Raw genomic sequence first — 18,785 nt, forward strand, 5'->3', positions numbered from 1 at the left:
GCCGTGGGCGTTTCTTGTCGTGTCGTTGCTCCGCTTTGCGGCGACTCAGGCGGTGCACCTGGCCGGCGCGGAGGCCACTGCATGGCCGTGCTGCCAGAGCGCCAGCAACTGCCGCTGCTGGCGCTGGGCGATTTCCAGGCCGACCGGCGTCAGGCGCAGGTTGGTGCCGGGCGGGCATTGCGCCAGCCGCGCCACCGCCTGCGGGGTCAGTGCGCCGAGGCGCGGGTAGCCGCCGATGGTCTGGCGGTCGTTGAGCAGCACGATGGGCTGGCCGTCGGCCGGCACCTGGATGGCGCCCAGCGGGATGCCTTCGGAGATCATCTCGCCGCGCCGGCACTCCAGGCGCGGGCCGAGCAGGCGCACGCCCATGCGGTCGGCGCGGTTGTCCACCGTCCACTCGCTGTTGAAGGCGTCGAACAGGCTCTGCCCGGCGAAATCGCCGATCTGCGCACCGAGCACCACGGCGAGCGGCGCGCGGCTGTCCAGCGCCGGAATCCGCTGCGCCGGCACTTCGCGCGGCGTGGGTGATGCGCCGCGCCAGCTCAGGCGCTCGCCCTCGGCCAGCGGCCGGCCGTCGCGGTGCAGGCCGCCGAGGCCCTCGCGGACCACGGTGGCGCAGCTGCCCAGCACCTGCGGCGCGGCGAAGCCGCCCGGCGCGGCCAGGTAGGCGCGCAGGCCGAGGCGCGCCTGGTTGAGGCTCAGGCGCTGGCCGCGGCGCAGGATGAAGCTGCGCCAGGGCGCCAGCGGCGCGTCGTCGAGACGCGCATCCAGGTCGGCGCCGCACAGGGCCAGGCAGACGTCCTGCTCGGCGACCAGGCTGAAACCGCCCAAGGTGATCTCGATCACCGCGGCGTCCAGCGCATTGCCGAGCAGCCAGTTGGCCCAGCGCAGGGAGATCCAGTCGGCGCCGCCGCCCTGGCCGACGCCGAGGTGGCGCACGCCGAAGCGGCCGGCGTCCTGCAGGGTGGCCAGCAGGCCGTGGCGTTCGATCACAAGGCTCATGGCTGCACCTCGAAGGGGCTGTCGTCGCCGCCCAGGCGGAGGAATTCGGCGCGCTCGACCGGCACGAAGCGCACCCGGTCGCCCGGCTGCAGCAGGCTGCGGCCCTGATCGCGGTCGAACAGCGGGATGGGCATGCGCCCGATCAGGTTCCAGCCGCCCGGGGAGACCGAGGGGTACACGGCGGTCTGCCGGTCGGCGATGCCCAGGCTGCCGGCGGGTACCCGTTGGCGCGGGGTGGCCAGGCGCGGCGAGGCCAGCTGCGGCTCGACCAGGCCCATGAAGGCGAAGCCGGGAGCGAAGCCGAGGGCGAACACCTGGTACTCGCGGCTGCTGTGGAGTTCGATCACCCCGGCGCTGCCCAGCCCGCTGCGCTCGCCCAGCAGCGGCAGTTCCGGGCCGACGCTGGCGTCGTACCACACCGGCAGACGGTGCAGGGTGCCGCTGCCGGCGCGGGCCGGCTCGAGGTCTTGCAGCGCCGCGCGGATCAGGCTGCGTGCCTGGCCGTCGTCGAGTTGTGCGAGATCGTAGTGCAGCATCAGGGTGGTGTAGGACGGCACCAGGTCGACCAGCGCCGCGCCGAAGGTCTCGCGCAGGCGCTGCGTGGCGGCCAGCAGCCAGGGCATGTGCGCCTCGTCGATGGCGTCGAACAGGCGCAGCATCAGGCAGTCGATGGCGACGGGCTCGATGCGCAGGTTCATGCCGGCAGCCCGTCCAGCGCTTCGCGGATGCGCCGCACCGCGGCCACCGAGCTGGCGTTGTCGCCGTGCACGCACAGGCTGTCGGCGCGCAGGACCAGGGCGCTGCCGTCGCTGGCGGTCAGCGGCTTGCCGCCGGCCAGGGCCAGCGCCTGGGCGATCACCTGCTCGCTGTCGTGGTGCACCGCGCCGGGCAGGCTGCGCGCGACGAGGAACCCTTCGCCGTCGTAGGCGCGGTCGGCGAAGGTCTCGAACCACAGCGAGATGCCCTCTTCGGCGGCCAGCGCCTCGGCGGCGCTGTTGTCGCGTACCGACATCAGCATCAGCGGCAGGGCGGGATCGTACAAACGCACCGCACGCAGTACCGCGCGCAGCAGTTCGGGCTTGCGCATCATGTCGTTGTACAGCGCGCCGTGCGGCTTGACGTAGCTGACCCGGCTGCCCTCGGCGCGGCAGATGCCGTCCAGCGCGCCGATCTGGTAGAGCAGCATGTCCTCGACTTCCTGCGCGCTGCAGGCCAGCGAACGGCGGCCGAAGCCGACCAGGTCGGGGTAGGCGGGGTGGGCGCCGATGCGTACCTCGTGCTGCACCGCCAGGGCCACGGTGCGGCGCATGATCGAGGGGTCGGCGGCGTGGAAGCCGCAGGCGATGTTGGCGCAGTCGATGTGCGGCATGACCTCGGCGTCGAGGCCCATGGTCCAGGCGCCGAAGCTTTCGCCGATATCGCAGTTGAGGAGCAGGCGACTCATGGCTGGTTTCCCCTGGTTGTTGTTGGTGGGTTAGGGAGGGCGTTGGAGCGTCCTTGGCAAAACAATGATAAAACGTTGATAAAACGTCAACATAAATTTGCTATGCGGCGGCGCTGCGGATGAGCGGCGCATTCCTGCTATCCTTGCCCGCCCCAATCGCCTCCCCGATGGAATGCCCGATGGCTGATCTACCCACCCCCCGGTCGCCGCGCTCGCCCATAGTGGCCTCCGCCCACCTGGCGGCGCAGTCGCAGGAGCTGTCCGAGTTCGAGTTCGGCCTGATCATCGCCGGCCATGCCTTCATGCGCTGGATGGAGCGCTGCATGAAGGCCGCCGGCGGCGCCGAGCTCAACGCCCTCGACGTGATGGTGCTGCACAACCTGACCAGCCGCGACCGCGCCAAGCGCCAGGCGGACCTGTGCCTGCTGCTCAACATCGAGGACACCCACACGGTGACCTACGCGCTGAAGAAGCTGATCAAGCTCGGCCTGGTGGAAGGCGAGAAGCAGGGCAAGGAGATGTTCTACCGCACCACCGAGCAGGGCCGCGCGCTGTGCCTGGAGTACGCCGAGATCCGCGGCGAATGCCTGATCTCCTCCTTCGAGAGCCTGAAGATCGACCCCGCCGAGCTGCACCGTCTGGCCGGCCTGCTGCGTACCCTGTCCGGCGTCTACGACCAGGCCGCCCGCGCCGCCACCTCGCTGTGATCCGTCCGTCCCCTGCCGAGTCCCGAACCGAATCCCCGATGCGCATCGTTCCCCGTTCCCTGCCGTCCGTCCTGCCTGATCTCGGCGACCTGCCGCCGCTGCTGACCCGCCTGTACGCCGCCCGCGGCGTGCAGTCCGCCGCCGAGCTGGACAAGGCGCTGGCGCGGCTGATTCCGTACCGCGAGCTGCTGGGCATCGACGCCGCGGTCGAGCTGCTGGTGGCGGCGCTGGAGCAGCGTCAGCGCATCGTCATCGTCGGCGACTTCGACGCCGACGGCGCCACCGCCAGCAGCGTCGGCGTGCTGGCGCTGCGCATGCTCGGCGCCGCGCACGTCGACTACCTGGTGCCCAACCGCTTCGAGTACGGCTACGGCCTGACCCCGGAGATAGTCGCGGTGGCGCTGGAGAAGCGCCCCGAACTGCTGATCACCGTCGACAACGGCATCTCCAGCATCGACGGCGTGGCGGCGGCCAAGGCGGCGGGCCTGGCGGTGCTGGTCACCGACCACCACCTGCCCGGCCACGAACTGCCGGCGGCCGACGCCATCGTCAACCCCAACCAGCCGGGCTGCAGCTTCCCGAGCAAGGCGCTGGCCGGGGTCGGGGTGATCTTCTACGTGCTGCTGGCCCTGCGTGCGCGGCTGCGCGAGCTGGACTGGTTTGCCCGCCGCGGCATTGTCGAGCCGAACCTCGCCGAGCTGCTCGACCTGGTGGCCCTCGGCAGCGTCGCCGACGTGGTGCCGCTGGACGCCAACAACCGCATCCTGGTTCACCAGGGCCTGGCGCGCATCCGCGCCGGCCGCGCCCGGCCGGGGTTGCGCGCGCTGCTCGAGGTGGCCGGCCGCGACCACCGGCGCATAACGTCGACGGATCTGGGCTTCATCCTCGGCCCGCGCCTCAACGCCGCCGGCCGCCTGGACGACATGAGCCTGGGCATCGAGTGCCTGCTCTGCGAGGACGAGGCGCTGGCTCGCGATATGGCCCAGCAGCTCGATGCGCTCAACCAGGACCGCAAGGCCATCGAGCAGGGCATGCAGCGCGAGGCGCTGGCCCAGCTCAAGGACCTCAAGGTCGAGGAGCTGCCGTTCGGCCTGTGCCTGTTCGACGCCGACTGGCACCAGGGGGTGATCGGCATCCTCGCCTCGCGGCTCAAGGAGCGCTACCACCGGCCGACCATCGCCTTCGCCGACGCCGGCGACGGTGTGCTCAAGGGCTCGGCGCGCTCGATCCCCGGCTTCCACATCCGCGACGCCCTGGACGCGGTGGCGGCGCGCCATCCCGGGCTGATCAGCAAGTTCGGCGGCCACGCCATGGCTGCCGGCCTGTCGCTGCCGCAGGAGAACTTCGGCGCCTTCGCCGCCGCCTTCGACGCCGAGGCGCGCCGCCAGCTGGTCGAGGATGACCTCGCCGGGCGCCTGCTCACCGACGGCGCGCTGTCCGCCGAGGAGTTCCGCCTCGATCTCGCCCAGCAGCTGCGCCACGCCGGCCCCTGGGGCCAGCACTTCCCCGAGCCGCTGTTCCACGGTGTGTTCGAGATCGTCCAGCAGCGCATCGTCGGCGAGCGTCACCTCAAGCTGGTGCTGAAGACCGAGTGCGGCCGCGCCCAGCTCGACGCCATCGCCTTCAACATCGACCGCGAACTGTGGCCCAACCCCAACGTGCGCTGGGCCGAGGTGGCCTACAAGCTGGACGTCAACGAGTACCGCGGCCAGGAGAGCGTGCAGCTGCTGGTGGCGCATATCGAGGCGCGCTGAGGCAGCACCGATGGTTCCCACGCTCCTGCGTGGGAACCGGCCTTGGGTGCTCCGCGCCCATGGGACGCAGAGCGTCCCCGGAGGTGTGCCCATGCTGGAGCGTGGGCACGATCAAAAAACCGCTGCCGACCTGGTCTGGGACGCTCTGCGTCCCTGCGCCCCTTGATTCTCCGCCCGAGCGGTGCCATATCCGCAGGATAACGGACGACCTGCGGAGCCCTGCCATGATCCAGCTGTTCCAGCCGCTGACCCTGCGGCAACTGACCATCCCCAACCGCATCGCCGTGTCGCCGATGTGCCAGTACAGCGCCCGCGACGGGCTGGCCAACGACTGGCATCTGGTCCATCTGGGCAGTCGCGCCACCGGCGGCGCCGGCCTGATCATCGTCGAGGCCACCGGAGTCACCGCGGAGGGGCGGATCAGTCCGCATTGCCTGGGCCTGTGGGACGACGCACAGATCGAGCCACTGCGCCGCATCACCCGCTTCATCCATTCCCAGGGCTCGGTGGCCGGCATCCAGCTGGCCCATGCCGGGCGCAAGGCCGGCACCTGGCGACCGTGGGAGGGCAAGACTGGCTCGGTGCCGCGGGAGCAGGGCGGATGGACGCCGCTGGCGCCCTCGGCGATCGCTTTCGATGACAGTCACCACGTTCCGCAGGTCATGAGCCGCGAGCAGATCGCCGCGCTGGTGCAGGACTTCGTCCGCGCCGCCGAGCGGGCGCTGGCGGCCGGCTTCAAGGTGGCCGAGGTGCACGCCGCCCACGGCTACCTGCTGCACCAGTTCCTCTCGCCGCTGAGCAACCAGCGCGACGACGAGTACGGCGGCAGCTTCGCCAACCGCACCCGCCTGCTGCTGGAAGTGGTCGAGGCGGTGCGCGCGGTGTGGCCGGCCGAGCTGCCGCTGCTGGTGCGCCTGTCGGCCACCGACTGGATCGACGGCGGCTGGAGCGAGCGCGAAACCGTCGAGCTGGCCGGCCTGCTGCGCGAGCGCGGTGTCGACCTGATCGACGTGTCCTCCGGCGGGCTGGCGCCCAACGCGCAGATCCCGGTGGGGCCGGGCTACCAGGCGCGCTTCGCCGAGCGGGTGCGCCGCGAGGCCGGCATCGCCACCGGCGCGGTCGGTCTGATCACCGAGCCGGCGCAGGCCGAACACGTGCTGCGCAGCGAGCAGGCCGACCTGGTGCTGCTGGCCCGCGAGCTGCTGCGCGACCCCTACTGGCCGCTGCACGCCGCCGAGACGCTCGGCCATCGCCTGGCCTGGCCGGCGCAGTACGTGCGCGCCGCCCAGCGCGACACGCCGATCCGCGAGCTGGGCGAGGAGCTGGACTGACGTCGTCACATCCGCTTGCAGTTTTGCGTGGCCGCCGGGCGTTGTCCCGGCGGGCTGCCCGGCATAATCGGCTGATCTTCACAGGAGGCTGAACATGGATACCCGCAGTCTGCTCGACCAGTTGCTCAAGGCCGCCCCCGGCCTGCTCGGCAACGCCGGCAATCAAGCGAAACCGCGCAGCGAGGAACGTCCGGGCGGCAAGGACAGCGGGCTGGGCAGCCTGCTCTCCGGTGCGGCCGGTGGCGGCCTGGCGGCTGGCGCCATCGGCCTGTTGCTGGGCAGCAAGAAGGCGCGCAAGTACGGCGGCAAGGCGCTGACCTACGGCGGCCTGGCCGCGCTCGGAGTGATGGCCTACAAGGCCTACAGCAACTGGCAACAGCAGCAGGGCGCCGCCAGTGCGGCCCCCAGTGCCCCGCAGACCATCGACCGTTTGCCGCCGCCGCAGGCCGAGCAGCACAGCCATGCGATCCTGCGCGCGGTGATCGCCGCGGCCAAGGCCGACGGCCATATCGACGAGCGCGAGCGCCAGTTGATCGATGCCGAGGTGGCCAAGCTCAGCCAGGATCCGCAGTTGCTGCGCTGGATCGATGCCGAACTGCACCAGCCGCTGGACCCGGCGGCGGTGGCGCGCGCCGCGCAGACGCCGGAGATGGCCGCCGAGATGTACCTGGCCAGCCTGCTGCTGTTGGACGAGCAGAACTTCATGGAACGCGCCTACCTCGACGAGCTGGCCCGCCAGCTGCGTCTCGACCCGGCGCTGCGCAGCGAGCTGGAGCGCCAGGTGCAGCAGGCGCAGTAACGGGATCAGCCGGCGTCGTGGTACTCCGGCAGCTCGCCGAGGCGCTGCCGGAGGAAGTCCACCAGCTGGCGCACCTTGGGCGACAGGTTGCGCTGTGGCGGATGCAGCGCCCACACCGCGGTGTTCGGCGGGCGCCGGTCGTCCAGCAGGGCGACCAGCGCACCGCTCCTGAGGTGCTCAAGCACGTAGTAGTCGGGCAACTGGCACAGGCCGAAGCCGCGCAGGGCGGCGTCGAGCACCGCCGTGCCGCTGTTGCAGCGCCAGTTGCCTTGCACGCGCAGCTGGGTTTCCCCGCCGTCGTCGGCGAAGCTCCACAGATCGCTGCTGCCGACCAGGCAGTTGTGCCGCGCCAGTTCGGCCAGGCTGCGCGGCGTGCCGGCGCGCACCAGGTAGGTCGGCGCGGCGCCCAGGTACATCTCCCGCGGCGCCAGGCGGGTGGCCACCAGACGTTCGTCGCCCAGGCGGCCGAGGCGGATGGCCAGGTCGAGGCCCTCGTGGAGCAGGTCGAGCGGGCGGTTGGTCAGCTGGATGTCGATGCTGAGCTGCGGGTGCAGACTCATGAATTCGTTGACCAGCGGCACCACGAAGCGCTCGCCGTAGGCCACCGCGCAGGTCATGCGCAACAGCCCCTTGGGCTCGGCGGACAGGTCGCTGACCGCGCGCCAGGCCTCGTCGCGGGCGTCGATCAGGTTGCGGCAGTGCTGCAGGAAGGTCTGCCCGGCCTCGGTCAGGCTGACCCGGCGGGTGCTGCGATACAGCAGGCGGGTCTGCAGGCACTCCTCGAGGCGGGCGACCTGCCGGCTGACGTGCGAGGAGGACACGCCGAGGCGCTCGGCGGCGGCGGTGAACTGGCCGCATTCGGCGACGGCGACGAATTCGTCGAGCCCTTCCCAGCGGTTCATGGCGACTCCTGGATTATCCCTGTGTAGCAATAATATTTTGTCTCGAGGCCGATTACTCGCCATTCTGAGCTGATCTACACTTTTCGCCATCTTCGCGCGGTGGCGACCGGCTGCCGCGTCGGTCCCCTCAGCGTTCCAAGGAGTTGCGCATGATCAAGTCGCGAGCCGCCGTCGCCTTCGCCCCCAACCAGCCGCTGCAGATCGTCGAGGTGGATGTCGCGCCGCCGCAGAAGGGCGAGGTGCTGGTGCGCATCGTCGCCAGCGGCGTGTGCCATACCGACGCCTACACCCTGTCCGGCCAGGACAGCGAGGGCGTGTTCCCCTGCATCCTCGGCCACGAGGGTGGCGGCATCGTCGAGGCAGTCGGCGAGGGCGTCACCTCGGTGAAGGTCGGCGACCACGTGATCCCGCTGTATACCGCCGAGTGCCGCGAGTGCAAGTTCTGCAAGTCCGGCAAGACCAACCTGTGCAGCTCGGTGCGCGCCACCCAGGGCAAGGGCCTGATGCCCGATGGCACCACCCGCTTCAGCTACAACGGCCAGCCGGTCTACCACTACATGGGCTGCTCGACCTTCTCCGAGTACACCGTGCTGCCGGAAGTCTCGGTGGCGGTGATCCCCAAGGAAGCGCCGCTGGAGAAGGTCTGCCTGCTCGGCTGCGGGGTGACCACCGGCATCGGCGCGGTGCTCAACACCGCCAAGGTCACCGAGGGCTCGACCGTGGCGATCTTCGGCCTGGGCGGCATCGGCCTCGCGGCGATCATCGGCGCCAAGATGGCCAAGGCCTCGCGCATCATCGGCATCGACATCAACCCGGCCAAGGAGGTCGTGGCCCGCGAGCTGGGCCTCACCGACTTCGTCAACCCGAAGGACCATGACAAGCCGATCCAGGACGTGATCGTCGAGATGACCGACGGCGGCGTGGACTACAGCTTCGAGTGCATCGGCAACGTGCAGCTGATGCGCGCGGCGCTGGAGTGCTGCCACAAGGGCTGGGGCGAGTCGACCATCATCGGCGTGGCCCCGGCCGGCGCCGAGATCAGCACCCGCCCGTTCCAGCTGGTCACCGGCCGCGTCTGGCGCGGCAGCGCCTTCGGCGGCGTCAAGGGCCGCACCGAGCTGCCCAGCTACGTGGAGAAGTCGCAGAAGGGCGAGATCCCGCTGGACACCTTCATCACCCACACCATGGGCCTGGAGGACATCAACAAGGCCTTCGACCTGATGCACGAGGGCAAGAGCATCCGCACCGTCATCCACTTCTGAGTGGCGTGACGCACTGCTCTCGATGATCGCGCCCACGCTCCTGCGTGGGCGCGCCGTTTCCGGACATCGTTCAAGGATTTCCCCATGAGCCTCGAACTGCTTTCCAGCCAGAAGAGCTTCGGCGGCTGGCATAACCGCTACCGCCACCACTCCGCCACCCTCAAGTGCGACATGACGTTCGCCGTCTACCTGCCGCCGCAGGCCGAGCAGGGCGCGAAACTGCCGGTGCTGTACTGGCTGAGCGGGCTGACCTGCACCGACGAGAACTTCATGCAGAAGGCCGGCGCCCAGCGCCTGGCCGCCGAGCTGGGGCTGGTGCTGGTGGCGCCGGACACCAGCCCGCGCGGGCCGGACGTGCCGGGCGATCCGGACGGCGCCTGGGACTTCGGCCTCGGCGCCGGCTTCTACCTGAATGCCACCCGGGAGCCCTGGGCGCACCACTACCGGATGCACGACTACGTGGTGCTCGAGCTGCCGGCACTGGTCGAGGCGAACTTCCCGGTCAGCGACAAGCGCGGCATCAGCGGTCACTCCATGGGCGGGCATGGCGCGCTGGTCTGCGCCCTGCGCAATCCGGGGCGATACCGCTCGCTGTCGGCGTTTGCACCGATCGCCAATCCGAGCAGTTGCCCTTGGGGCGAGAAGGCCTTCTCGCGCTACCTCGGCGAGGACCGCGACAGCTGGCGCGAGTGGGATGCCTGCGCGCTGCTGATCGCGGCCCGCGAGCGTCTGCCGATCCTCGTCGACCAGGGCGAGGCCGACAGCTTCCTCGAGCTGCAGCTCAAGCCCGAGGTGCTGCGCGCCACCGCCGCGGCGGCCGGCCATCCGCTGACCCTGCGCCTGCAACCGGACTACGACCACAGCTACTGGTTCATCGCCAGCTTCATCGACGACCACCTGCGCCATCATGCGGCGGCGCTGAAAGGTTGACGCCAAAGCAGAGCGCCCTGCCAGAGGCAGGGCGCTTGCGTGGAGCAGGTTGGTTGCCGCCTTACTGGAGCGGAATCTCCATGCCGTCGTGGCCGACCACGATCTCGCCGGCGTAGGTCTTGGCCACTGCGCTGCGCCAGTGTTCGGCGGTCAGGGTCGGGTCGTCGGCCGGCACGAAGTGGCTGAGCACCACCTGCTTGACCTTGGCGTCGGTGGCCATGCGGCCGACATCCTCGGCGGTCACGTGGTGGGAGATGATCGCCTCGGCCAGCTTGGAGCCGTTGCCGATACGGTCGGCCAGGCGCTGCACGCCCTCGACGTGGACCACTTCGCTGATGAACACGTCGGCGTCCTTGGCGAACCTGGCCAGGTCGGCGGAGTAGTTGGTGTCGCCGGACAGCACGATGTTCTTGCCGCCGACCTCGAACTTGAAGGCGAAGGCCTGGCCCTTGTCGAACGGCGGGTGCGGTACGGCGACGGCGCTGACCTTGAGGTTCTGGTCCTGGTAGACCAGACCTTCCTCGATGGTCTGGGTGGTCACCAGCGGGCGCGGGTCGGGCTTGCCTTCGTCGGCGATGCGCAGGTCGATGTCGACTTGGAAGGTCTTCCACGCATGCTCGGTCATTTCCTGGATGCCCTGCGGGCCGAACACCTTGACCGGGTTCTTCAGGCCGCTGGCCCAGCCGTTCATCAGCACCGACGGGTAGTCGAGCACGTGGTCGCTGTGCAGGTGGGTGATGAAGATGCCCTTGATGTTGCGCAGCGGGATGCCTGCCTCGACCAGGCGCAGGCTGGCGCCGTAGCCGGCGTCGAGCAGGTAGGCGTCGTTGTTCACCATCAGTACGGTGGACTGCGGCAGGCTCTTGGTCTGCAGCAGCGACGGGCCGCCCTTGGTGCCGAGCAGCAGCAGGCGCACGTTGGGCTGGTCGCCCTCGGCGCCCCAGGCGGTGCTGGCGCACAGGGAGAGGCCGACAGCAGTGGCGAGCAGGGATTTACGCAGGGCGTTCAGGTTGGAGGAGAGCTTCATGGGCTTACCTTCTTTGCTTGTTGTTGTGTTGTGGGTGGTGCTGGATTGGCCGGGGGCCAGAGGCGACGGTCGTGGTCAGGCGACCGGACCATCCGCGGTGGCTGGCGCACCGCTGCGGGCAGGCGACAGCGCGGATTCGACGATGGAGCGGGGGAGGGACAAGGCAGTCATGGGGTGATCGCGTTGTTGTTATGTGCTGATTGATAACATGTTAATTCATAGGGTGCACGGTTTTTTTACCTCCCTCGGCCTGGTGGCGGTGCTCGCCGTCAGTGATGGGGGCACGGCGCCAGGGGGCAGGGTCATCCGCGGTACAACTCCTGTAGAATCGCGCCCTGAATTCCTTCAGGGCGTATTTCCATGCGTATCGGCCACGGCTACGACGTGCACCGCTTCGGCGAGGGCGAGTTCATCACCCTCGGCGGCGTGCGCATTCCCCACAAGTTCGGGCTGGTTGCCCATTCCGACGGCGACGTGCTGCTGCACGCGCTGAGCGATGCGCTGCTCGGCGCGGCGGCGCTCGGCGACATCGGCCGGCACTTCCCGGACACCGACCCGCAGTTCAAGGGCGCCGACAGCCGCGTGCTGCTGCGTCATGTGCTGGCGCTGGTGCAGGGCAAGGGCTGGCGGGTCGGCAACGTCGACGCCACCATAGTCGCGCAGGCGCCGAAGATGGCCCCGCACATCGAGGCGATGCGCGCGCACATCGCCGCCGACCTGCAGGTCGAGCCCGATGCGGTCAACGTCAAGGCCACCACCACCGAGAAGCTCGGCTTCACCGGACGCGAGGAGGGCATCGCCGTGCACGCGGTCGCCCTGCTGCTGCCGCGATGAGCGAGGTGCTCGACGCACCGGCCCTGCTCGGGCCGACTGCCTGGGGCGAGCCGTGCGGCTCCGCGGTGCTCAAGCACAGCGCCGAGGACTTCCAGGTCAACGAGGTGCTCGACATCCCGCTGTCCGGTGCCGGCGAGCATCTGTGGCTGTGGGTGGAGAAGCGCAATCTCAATACCGAGGAGGCGGCGAAGCGCATCGCCCGCGCCGCCGGCGTGCCGCTCAAGGCGATCAGCTACGCCGGGCTCAAGGACCGCCAGGCGCTGACCCGCCAGTGGTTCAGCCTGCACCTGCCGGGCAAGGCCGATCCGGACCTCGCCGCCGCCGAAGGCGACGAGCTGCGCATCCTCGAGCGCACCCGCCATTCGCGCAAGCTGCAGCGCGGCGCCCATGCGGCCAACGGCTTCATCATCCGCCTGACCGCCCTGCAGGCCGACCGCGAGGCGCTGGAGTCGCGCCTGCGGCAGATCGCGGCCGGCGGCGTGCCCAACTACTTCGGCCTGCAGCGCTTCGGCTTCGACGGCGGCAACCTGCACGAGGCGCGCCACTGGGCCGGGCAGGGCAGCCTGCCCGAGCAGCGCAACCGCCGCTCGCGGGTGCTCTCGGCGGCGCGCAGCTACCTGTTCAATCGGGTGCTCGCCGCGCGGGTTGCCGAGGGCTGCTGGAACCGCGCGCTGCCCGGCGACCTGCTGGCCTTCACCGACAGCCGCAGCTTCTTCCCGGCCGGCGAGGCCGAGTGCGGCGACCCGCGTCTGGCCGCGCTGGACCTGCATCCCACTGGGCCGCTGTTCGGTGCCGGCGAGCTGGAGACCCGAGGCGCGCCGCTGGCCCTCGAGCAGCAGGTGCAGGAAGGGGATGGCGCCCTGGTCCGCTGGCTGGCGGACGCTGATCTGCGGCAAGAGCGGCGCATCCTGCGCCTCCCCATCGGCGGGCTGACGTGGCATTATTCCGCCATCGATACCCTGCAACTGGAATTCGTCCTGCCGGCCGGCTGCTTCGCCACCGTGGTCGTGCGCGAACTCGTCCAACTGATGCCGAGCGGAACTACGGAAACGCCATGCGCTTACTGATCGCCAACGATGACGGCGTGTACGCCCCCGGGATAATCGCCCTGCACGAGGCGCTGGCGGACTATGCCGAGTGCGTGGTGATCGCTCCCGATGCCGACCGCAGCGGCGCCAGCAGCTCGCTGACCCTCGACCGCCCGCTGCATCCGCAGCGTCTGGGCAATGGCTACATCAGCGTCAACGGCACCCCCACCGACTGCGTGCACCTGGGCCTCAACGGTCTCCTCGAGCACACCCCGGACATGGTGGTGTCGGGCATCAATCTCGGTGCCAACCTGGGTGACGACGTGCTCTACTCCGGCACCGTGGCGGCTGCCCTCGAGGGGCGTTTCCTCGACAGGCCGGCATTCGCCTTCTCGCTGCTGTCGCGTCTGCCCGACAACCTGCCGGCTGCCGCGCACATCGCCCGCCGACTGGTCGAGGCGCACGACAAGCTGGAACTGCCGCCGCGCACGGTGCTCAACGTCAACATTCCCAACCTGCCGCTGGAGCGCATCCGCGGGGTGCAGCTGACCCGCCTCGGCCATCGTGCCCGCGCGGCGGCGCCGGTCAAGGTGGTCAATCCGCGCGGTAAGGAAGGCTACTGGATCTCGGTGGCCGGCGACGCCGAAGACGGCGGGCCGGGGACCGACTTCCATGCGGTGATGCAGGGCTACGTGTCGATCACCCCATTGCAGCTGGATCGCACCTTCCACGAGGCCTTCCGCGGCCTGAGCATCCTGGAGAGCCTGTTTTGATTACGGACGATCTGCAGCGCCGAGGGATAGGCATGACCTCCCAGCGCACCCGCGAACGGCTGGTGCAGCGCCTCAGCGAGGAGGGCATCGCCGATCCCCGGGTGCTCGAGGTGATCCGCCGCACGCCGCGTCACCTGTTCGTCGACGAGGCGCTGGCGCATCGCGCCTATGAGGACACCGCACTGCCGATCGGTCACAACCAGACCATCTCCCAGCCGTTCATGGTGGCGCGCATGACCGAGCTGCTGCTGGCCGGCGGGCCGCTGGACAAGGTGATGGAGATCGGTACCGGCTCCGGCTACCAGACCGCGGTGCTGGCCCAACTGGTCGAGCGGGTGTTCTCCGTCGAGCGCATCCAGTCGTTGCAGGACCGCGCTAAAGAGCGTCTGCTTGAACTCAACCTGCGCAACGTGGTCTTTCGCTGGGGCGACGGCTGGGAGGGTTGGCCGGCGCTGGCGCCGTACAATGGCATCCTCGTCGCCGCCGCCGCAACGCAGGTGCCGCAGGCCCTGCTCGACCAACTGGCGCCGGGCGGACGCCTGGTGATTCCGGTCGGCAGCGGCGACGAGCAGCAACTGATGCTGATCGTCCGCGAGGGGGGTGGTTTCACCCGCCAGGTTCTGGACCCGGTACGCTTCGTGCCCCTGCTGACCGGCTCGGTGTTCTGAGTCGCATCTTCTGTTTTACGGAAAAAACCGATGCAAAATCCCTTCCTGCTGTTTGCCAAGGGCGTGGCCATGGGGGCAGCCGACGTGGTGCCCGGGGTCTCCGGCGGCACCATCGCCTTCGTCAGTGGCATCTACGACGAACTGCTGCGCTCGATCGCCGCCGTGCCGGTGGCCCTGCGCGACCTGCTGCGCGGCAACCTGCGCCAGGCCTGGCGGACCGCCAATGCCAACTTCCTGCTGGTCCTGCTCTCGGGCATCCTGTTCAGCGTGTTCAGCCTGGCGCGGCTGATCACCTGGCTGCTCGAGCACCAGCCGATCCCGATCTGGTCGTTCTTCTTCGGCCTGATCGTGGTGTCGACCTGGCTGGTCGGCCGCGAGATCCGCCGCTGGAACTGGCCGAGCTGGCTGAGCCTCGCTCTCGGTGCGCTGTTCGCCTGGTGGATCACGGTCGCCGCGCCCATGCAGTGGGGGCATGATCCGCTGAGCCTGTTCTTCGCCGGCGCCATCGCCATCTGCGCTATGATCCTGCCGGGCATTTCCGGCAGCTTCCTGCTGGTGCTGATGGGGCTGTACAGCTTCGTTCTCGATGCGGTGAAAAGCTTCGATCTGGCCGTGCTGCTGGTGTTCGCCGCCGGTTGCGCCTGCGGACTGCTGAGCTTCGCGCGCCTGCTGAGCTGGATGCTCAACCATCTGCGCTGCCTGACCCTCACCTTCCTCACCGGCCTGATGCTCGGCTCGTTGAACAAGGTCTGGCCGTGGAAGGAAACCCTGACCTGGCGAACCGACAGCCACGGTGTGCAGCAGCCGGTGCTGCAGGGCAACCTGCTGCCCTCGGGCTATGCCGAGATCACCGGCCAGGACCCGCAGGTGCTGCTGGCCGTGCTGCTGGCCCTGGGGGGCGTGGCGCTGGTGCTGGGACTGGAGTGGGTGGCCAAGCGCCAGTTGCGCCAGGCCGGGCAGGAGGCTTGAGGCGAGGGATGAACATGGCAATCGGCATGAACGACCGCAGTCGCCTCAGAACCCTGCGGCTGGGTGCGGGGTTGGGCTTGAGCCTGCTGCTGGCGCAGCTGGTTGGCTGTGCGACCTCCGGTGGCACCAGCGAAAGTATCGAGGCGCGACCGGCGAGTGCACCGGCGCGCCAGCCGGTGACCCATGGCCAGTACCGGGTGCGCAGCGGTGATACCCTCTACTCGATCGCGTCCCGCCATGGCTGGGACTGGCGGGCACTGGCGGAGCGCAACGCCATTCCCGCCCCCTACACCATCCGCGTCGGTCAGGTGATCCGCTTCTCCGGCAGCGGGCCGGTAGTGCCCATGGCGGCCAGCGGTAGCACCGCCTCTGCTCCGGTGACCACCACCAGGGCGACCCGGTCGCCCGTGACTGCCCCGGCGACGATGCAACCTTCGGGGGCAGCGACCGTTTCTTCCGCCGGCTGGACCTGGCCTGCCAATGGCCAGTTGATCGCGCTGTTCTCCTCAAACAGCAGTTTGAACAAAGGCATTGATATAGCCGGCGAAATGGGCCAGCCTGTAGTTGCGGCGTCTGCAGGCAATGTTGTATATGCCGGAAGCGGACTCAGGGGATACGGCGAGCTCGTTATCATCAAGCATAGCGACACTTACGTCAGTGCCTACGGACACAACCGTAGGTTGCTGGTTCGGGAGGGGCAGCAGGTCAAGGCCGGCCAGACGATTGCCGAGATGGGTGCCACGGGGACTGATCGGGTGAAGCTGCATTTCGAGATTCGCCGACAGGGCAAGCCCGTCGACCCGCTGCAATATCTGCCGCGTCGCTGAACTGTCACCCTTTGCCGATAGCGTGAGTAGACGGGTTCTCGTGCAGGGCAGCGCAAGTTGCCACCGGACCTGTGGTCGAACTCAGCAAAGGGACAGAAACGATGGCCATTACAAAAATAACGCCGGAGTTTGACAGTGACGAGGAAGTTCTCCTTCTGGAGATAAACGTCGCTGCGGATATGCTCTCGTCCGATACGGACGAAGGCGACAGCGGCAATGAGGCATTCGCCGGCTCAGCCACGGTTGGGGGTGGACGCCAGCACAAGTTCGTCGACTACAGTCGGGCACTGGATGCGACGCAGCTGTATCTCAACGAGATCGGTTTCTCGCCCCTGCTCAGTCCCGAGGAAGAGGTCCATTTCGCCCGCATGGCTCGCCGCGGCGAGGTCGCCGGGCGCAAGCGGATGATCGAGAGCAACCTGCGCCTGGTGGTGAAGATCGCCCGGCGCTATGTCAATCGCGGCCTGACCCTGCTCGACCTGATCGAGGAGGGTAACCTCGGCCTGATCCGCGCAGTGGAGAAATTCGACCCGGAGCGGGGTTTCCGCTTCTCCACCTATGCAACCTGGTGGATCCGCCAGACCATCGAGCGGGCGATCATGAACCAGACCCGCACCATCCGTCTGCCGATCCACGTGGTCAAGGAGCTCAACGTCTACCTGCGCGCAGCGCGGGAGCTGACCCAGAAGCTCGACCACGAGCCCACCGCCGAGGAAATCGCCCAGCTGCTGGAGAAGCCGGTGGCTGAGGTCAAGCGCATGCTCGGCCTCAACGAACGGGTGACCTCTGTGGACGTGGCTCTCGGCCCGGACTCCGACAAGACCCTGCTGGACACCCTGACCGACGACCATCCGACCGATCCTTGCGAGCTGCTGCAGGACGAGGACCTCGGTCAGAGTATCGACCAGTGGTTGTCCGACCTGACCGAAAAGCAGCGCGAAGTGGTCATCCGCCGTTTCGGCCTGCGCGGACATGAAAGCTGCACCTTGGAGGAGGTCGGGCGGGAGATCGGCCTGACCCGCGAGCGGGTGCGGCAGATCCAGGTCGAGGCGCTCAAGCGCCTGCGGGAAATTCTGGAAAGCAACGGCCTGTCCAGCGAGGCGTTGTTTCAGTAACCGGTATCCTCTTGAGTAATACCCGCGCAGTCTTGCGTGCGAACCCGGCCCCGGCCGGGTTTCGTATTTGCGGGGCGGTGTTTTATTGCGGGTACAAGTTCCGGGCGAATGCTGCAAGTGCATGTAAGCCATGACTTACGCATGCTGTAGGAGAGTCGCTGCGCGCCGGAGTGGAAAACGACCCTTCATCTCGGTTTTGTCTTTTATGTTGTTGTTTTTAAAGGATTATTTTTATCCATGGCAGGCGTTTCGGTGCCTCTGGGTCGAGCATCCGGGTGCTTGCAGCCGCGATCGGCGCCGCTAATATCACAACTGCGGACAGGGAAGAACGCAGCCGGCATGGAAGCCGGTCAGGACACCGCCGGAGGCGGCTCACCAGGAAGGTGATAGGGAACAAAGAGTGGCGGGGGTCATACCCCGCCCTTTTTTTTGTCTGCGGTTTTTGCCTGCGGCCGACGCCCTGTGCCGATAGGGCGAACGGGACGCCATCAGCACTCGCGGATCACGGGACGGCTCGGGTCGGTGATCCACTCGCTCCAGGAGCCTGCATACAGCTTGCCCAGCGGGAAGCCGGCGAGGCACAGGGCAAACAGGTTGTGGCAGGCGGTCACCCCGGAGCCGCAGTAGGCCACCAGTCGTTCCTGCGGGCGGCTGCCGAGCAGGGCGGCGAAGCGCTGGCGCAGGGCTTCGGCCGGCAGGAAGCGCTCATGGCTGTCCAGGTTGTCGATGAATGGGGCGCACTGGGCGCCGGGGATGTGGCCGGCGACCGGGTCGATGGGTTCGACTTCGCCCCTGAAGCGCGGCAGGCCCCTCGCGTCCAGCAGGGTCAGCTGCGGATCGGCGAGTCGACTCAGCAGCGCGTCACTCTCCACCACCAGGTCGTTGTCCGCTTGCCCTTCGAAATGGCCGAGCGGCGGTTGCGGCTGTTCGTGCTCCAGCGGCAGGCCGGCGTCGCGCCAGGCGTTCAGGCCGCCGTCGAGCAGGTACACGCCTTCGCGCTTGCCCAGCCACAGCAGCAGCCACCAGGCGCGCGCGGCGAACGCGCCCGGACCGTCGTCGTACAACACGATCTCGCTGTCGTCGTCGACGCCCCAGTCGCGCAGGCGCCGGCACAGCCGCTGCGGATCGGGCAGCGGATGGCGGCCGGTGCGTCCAGCTACCACGGGAGCGGACAGATCCTCCTCGAGGTCGGCGAAGCAGGCGCCGGGGAGGTGGCCGGCGGCGTGTGCGCGGCGGCCGTAGCCGGGGTCTTCCAGGGCGAAGCGGCAGTCGAGAATCCTCAGCTTGGACCGGCCCAGGTGTTGGGCCAGGGCCTCGGGGGTGATCAGGCGGGCGAGCGACATCCGGTGGCTCCTCATGGGGTGCGGGCGGGCCGGGCATGGCCCGCGAACGGGCCCAGCTTAACCCGCGGCA

General features: G+C 68.8%; 19 protein-coding genes. 13 read left to right on the forward strand and 6 right to left on the reverse strand.

Annotated elements, in window-relative coordinates; genetic code table 11:
- Positions 1-45: 45 nt before the first annotated feature.
- Genes RA210_RS08755 through RA210_RS08765 form a run of 3 tightly spaced genes read right to left on the reverse strand, consistent with a single transcriptional unit; the run spans position 46 to position 2,446 of the window.
- The gene (locus tag RA210_RS08755; protein ID WP_201486137.1) at positions 46-1,002 is read right to left on the reverse strand and encodes a biotin-dependent carboxyltransferase family protein; all 957 of its coding nucleotides are present in this window, start codon (positions 1,000-1,002) and stop codon (positions 46-48) included.
- The gene (locus tag RA210_RS08760) at positions 999-1,700 is read right to left on the reverse strand and encodes a 5-oxoprolinase subunit B family protein (RefSeq protein ID WP_201486138.1); all 702 of its coding nucleotides are present in this window, start codon (positions 1,698-1,700) and stop codon (positions 999-1,001) included. Before RA210_RS08760 ends, RA210_RS08755 begins: the two co-directional genes overlap by 4 nt.
- Positions 1,697-2,446: a 5-oxoprolinase subunit PxpA gene (locus RA210_RS08765; RefSeq protein ID WP_201486139.1), complete on the reverse strand. Its 750-nt coding sequence runs from the start codon at positions 2,444-2,446 to the stop codon at positions 1,697-1,699. The genes RA210_RS08760 and RA210_RS08765 overlap by 4 nt, the downstream gene beginning before the upstream one ends.
- Positions 2,447-2,625: 179 nt before the next feature.
- On the opposite strand from RA210_RS08765, the gene RA210_RS08770 reads away from it, so the two are divergent.
- The 4 genes from RA210_RS08770 (at position 2,626) to RA210_RS08785 (ending at position 7,037) form a co-directional block, all read left to right on the forward strand.
- The gene (locus RA210_RS08770; RefSeq protein WP_136488503.1) at positions 2,626-3,153 is read left to right on the forward strand and encodes a winged helix DNA-binding protein; all 528 of its coding nucleotides are present in this window, start codon (positions 2,626-2,628) and stop codon (positions 3,151-3,153) included.
- A gap of 38 nt (positions 3,154-3,191) precedes the next feature.
- A complete protein-coding gene (gene recJ / locus RA210_RS08775) occupies positions 3,192-4,907 on the forward strand; it encodes a single-stranded-DNA-specific exonuclease RecJ (protein WP_201486140.1) in 1,716 nt (571 codons plus the stop codon).
- Positions 4,908-5,131: 224 nt separating this feature from the next.
- Positions 5,132-6,238, forward strand: coding sequence for an NADH:flavin oxidoreductase/NADH oxidase (locus RA210_RS08780; RefSeq protein ID WP_136488501.1), 1,107 nt, complete (start codon positions 5,132-5,134; stop codon positions 6,236-6,238).
- 94 nt (positions 6,239-6,332) lie between these two features.
- Positions 6,333-7,037 carry a tellurite resistance TerB family protein gene (locus RA210_RS08785; RefSeq protein WP_201486141.1) on the forward strand — a complete coding sequence of 235 codons (705 nt, stop codon included), beginning with the start codon at positions 6,333-6,335 and terminating at the stop codon, positions 7,035-7,037.
- A gap of 5 nt (positions 7,038-7,042) precedes the next feature.
- On the opposite strand, the gene RA210_RS08790 is transcribed toward RA210_RS08785, so the two are convergent.
- Positions 7,043-7,939 (reverse strand): LysR family transcriptional regulator, encoded by an 897-nt coding sequence (locus RA210_RS08790; protein ID WP_201486142.1) that lies wholly within the window; start codon positions 7,937-7,939, stop codon positions 7,043-7,045.
- 149 nt (positions 7,940-8,088) lie between these two features.
- Between RA210_RS08790 and RA210_RS08795 the strand changes: the two genes are divergently transcribed.
- Together RA210_RS08795 and fghA are read left to right on the forward strand one after the other, a co-directional pair.
- Complete coding sequence (locus tag RA210_RS08795) at positions 8,089-9,201, forward strand: S-(hydroxymethyl)glutathione dehydrogenase/class III alcohol dehydrogenase (protein WP_136488498.1); 1,113 nt, start codon at positions 8,089-8,091, stop codon at positions 9,199-9,201.
- A gap of 84 nt (positions 9,202-9,285) precedes the next feature.
- Positions 9,286-10,131: an S-formylglutathione hydrolase gene (fghA, locus tag RA210_RS08800; RefSeq protein WP_201486143.1), complete on the forward strand. Its 846-nt coding sequence runs from the start codon at positions 9,286-9,288 to the stop codon at positions 10,129-10,131.
- 61 nt (positions 10,132-10,192) lie between these two features.
- Here the strand turns inward: fghA and RA210_RS08805 are convergent, their stop codons facing one another.
- On the reverse strand, positions 10,193-11,158 hold the full coding sequence (locus tag RA210_RS08805) for an MBL fold metallo-hydrolase (protein ID WP_236574683.1): 966 nt from the start codon (positions 11,156-11,158) through the stop codon (positions 10,193-10,195).
- A gap of 360 nt (positions 11,159-11,518) precedes the next feature.
- Between RA210_RS08805 and ispF the strand changes: the two genes are divergently transcribed.
- From ispF to rpoS, 7 genes are all read left to right on the forward strand, one after another.
- A complete protein-coding gene (gene ispF / locus RA210_RS08810) occupies positions 11,519-11,992 on the forward strand; it encodes a 2-C-methyl-D-erythritol 2,4-cyclodiphosphate synthase (protein WP_136488496.1) in 474 nt (157 codons plus the stop codon).
- A complete protein-coding gene (gene truD / locus RA210_RS08815) occupies positions 11,989-13,059 on the forward strand; it encodes a tRNA pseudouridine(13) synthase TruD (protein WP_201486144.1) in 1,071 nt (356 codons plus the stop codon). Before ispF ends, truD begins: the two co-directional genes overlap by 4 nt.
- On the forward strand, positions 13,047-13,793 hold the full coding sequence (surE, locus tag RA210_RS08820; RefSeq protein ID WP_136488494.1) for a 5'/3'-nucleotidase SurE: 747 nt from the start codon (positions 13,047-13,049) through the stop codon (positions 13,791-13,793). The genes truD and surE overlap by 13 nt, the downstream gene beginning before the upstream one ends.
- 32 nt (positions 13,794-13,825) lie before the next feature.
- On the forward strand, positions 13,826-14,461 hold the full coding sequence (locus RA210_RS08825) for a protein-L-isoaspartate(D-aspartate) O-methyltransferase (protein WP_136488493.1): 636 nt from the start codon (positions 13,826-13,828) through the stop codon (positions 14,459-14,461).
- Between the two features lie 30 nt (positions 14,462-14,491).
- Positions 14,492-15,430: a DUF368 domain-containing protein gene (locus RA210_RS08830; RefSeq protein WP_201486145.1), complete on the forward strand. Its 939-nt coding sequence runs from the start codon at positions 14,492-14,494 to the stop codon at positions 15,428-15,430.
- An 8-nt stretch (positions 15,431-15,438) separates the two neighbouring features.
- Complete coding sequence (locus tag RA210_RS08835; RefSeq protein ID WP_236574684.1) at positions 15,439-16,257, forward strand: peptidoglycan DD-metalloendopeptidase family protein; 819 nt, start codon at positions 15,439-15,441, stop codon at positions 16,255-16,257.
- A gap of 101 nt (positions 16,258-16,358) precedes the next feature.
- Positions 16,359-17,372: an RNA polymerase sigma factor RpoS gene (rpoS, locus tag RA210_RS08840; RefSeq protein ID WP_136488491.1), complete on the forward strand. Its 1,014-nt coding sequence runs from the start codon at positions 16,359-16,361 to the stop codon at positions 17,370-17,372.
- A 488-nt stretch (positions 17,373-17,860) separates the two neighbouring features.
- On the opposite strand, the gene RA210_RS08845 is transcribed toward rpoS, so the two are convergent.
- Positions 17,861-18,715, reverse strand: a complete 855-nt coding sequence (locus tag RA210_RS08845) for a sulfurtransferase (protein ID WP_201486146.1) — start codon at positions 18,713-18,715, stop codon at positions 17,861-17,863.
- Positions 18,716-18,785: the final 70 nt, after the last annotated feature.

Origin of the sequence: Pseudomonas sp. OF001 (assembly GCF_904426495.1) — a bacterium.
In the GTDB taxonomy this organism is placed as follows: domain Bacteria; phylum Pseudomonadota; class Gammaproteobacteria; order Pseudomonadales; family Pseudomonadaceae; genus Geopseudomonas.

Coding starts and splice junctions, on each gene's coding strand:
- RA210_RS08825 (WP_136488493.1), top strand. CDS start 13,826: ATGACCTCCCAGCGCACCCGCGAACGGCTGGTGCAGCGCCTCAGCGAG.
- rpoS (WP_136488491.1), top strand. CDS start 16,359: ATGGCCATTACAAAAATAACGCCGGAGTTTGACAGTGACGAGGAAGTT.
- surE (WP_136488494.1), top strand. CDS start 13,047: ATGCGCTTACTGATCGCCAACGATGACGGCGTGTACGCCCCCGGGATA.
- fghA (WP_201486143.1), top strand. CDS start 9,286: ATGAGCCTCGAACTGCTTTCCAGCCAGAAGAGCTTCGGCGGCTGGCAT.
- RA210_RS08795 (WP_136488498.1), top strand. CDS start 8,089: ATGATCAAGTCGCGAGCCGCCGTCGCCTTCGCCCCCAACCAGCCGCTG.
- RA210_RS08765 (WP_201486139.1), bottom strand. CDS start 2,446: ATGAGTCGCCTGCTCCTCAACTGCGATATCGGCGAAAGCTTCGGCGCC.
- RA210_RS08770 (WP_136488503.1), top strand. CDS start 2,626: ATGGCTGATCTACCCACCCCCCGGTCGCCGCGCTCGCCCATAGTGGCC.
- recJ (WP_201486140.1), top strand. CDS start 3,192: ATGCGCATCGTTCCCCGTTCCCTGCCGTCCGTCCTGCCTGATCTCGGC.
- RA210_RS08755 (WP_201486137.1), bottom strand. CDS start 1,002: ATGAGCCTTGTGATCGAACGCCACGGCCTGCTGGCCACCCTGCAGGAC.
- RA210_RS08785 (WP_201486141.1), top strand. CDS start 6,333: ATGGATACCCGCAGTCTGCTCGACCAGTTGCTCAAGGCCGCCCCCGGC.
- ispF (WP_136488496.1), top strand. CDS start 11,519: ATGCGTATCGGCCACGGCTACGACGTGCACCGCTTCGGCGAGGGCGAG.
- RA210_RS08760 (WP_201486138.1), bottom strand. CDS start 1,700: ATGAACCTGCGCATCGAGCCCGTCGCCATCGACTGCCTGATGCTGCGC.
- RA210_RS08790 (WP_201486142.1), bottom strand. CDS start 7,939: ATGAACCGCTGGGAAGGGCTCGACGAATTCGTCGCCGTCGCCGAATGC.
- RA210_RS08830 (WP_201486145.1), top strand. CDS start 14,492: ATGCAAAATCCCTTCCTGCTGTTTGCCAAGGGCGTGGCCATGGGGGCA.
- RA210_RS08835 (WP_236574684.1), top strand. CDS start 15,439: ATGAACATGGCAATCGGCATGAACGACCGCAGTCGCCTCAGAACCCTG.
- RA210_RS08805 (WP_236574683.1), bottom strand. CDS start 11,158: ATGAAGCTCTCCTCCAACCTGAACGCCCTGCGTAAATCCCTGCTCGCC.
- RA210_RS08780 (WP_136488501.1), top strand. CDS start 5,132: ATGATCCAGCTGTTCCAGCCGCTGACCCTGCGGCAACTGACCATCCCC.
- RA210_RS08845 (WP_201486146.1), bottom strand. CDS start 18,715: ATGTCGCTCGCCCGCCTGATCACCCCCGAGGCCCTGGCCCAACACCTG.
- truD (WP_201486144.1), top strand. CDS start 11,989: ATGAGCGAGGTGCTCGACGCACCGGCCCTGCTCGGGCCGACTGCCTGG.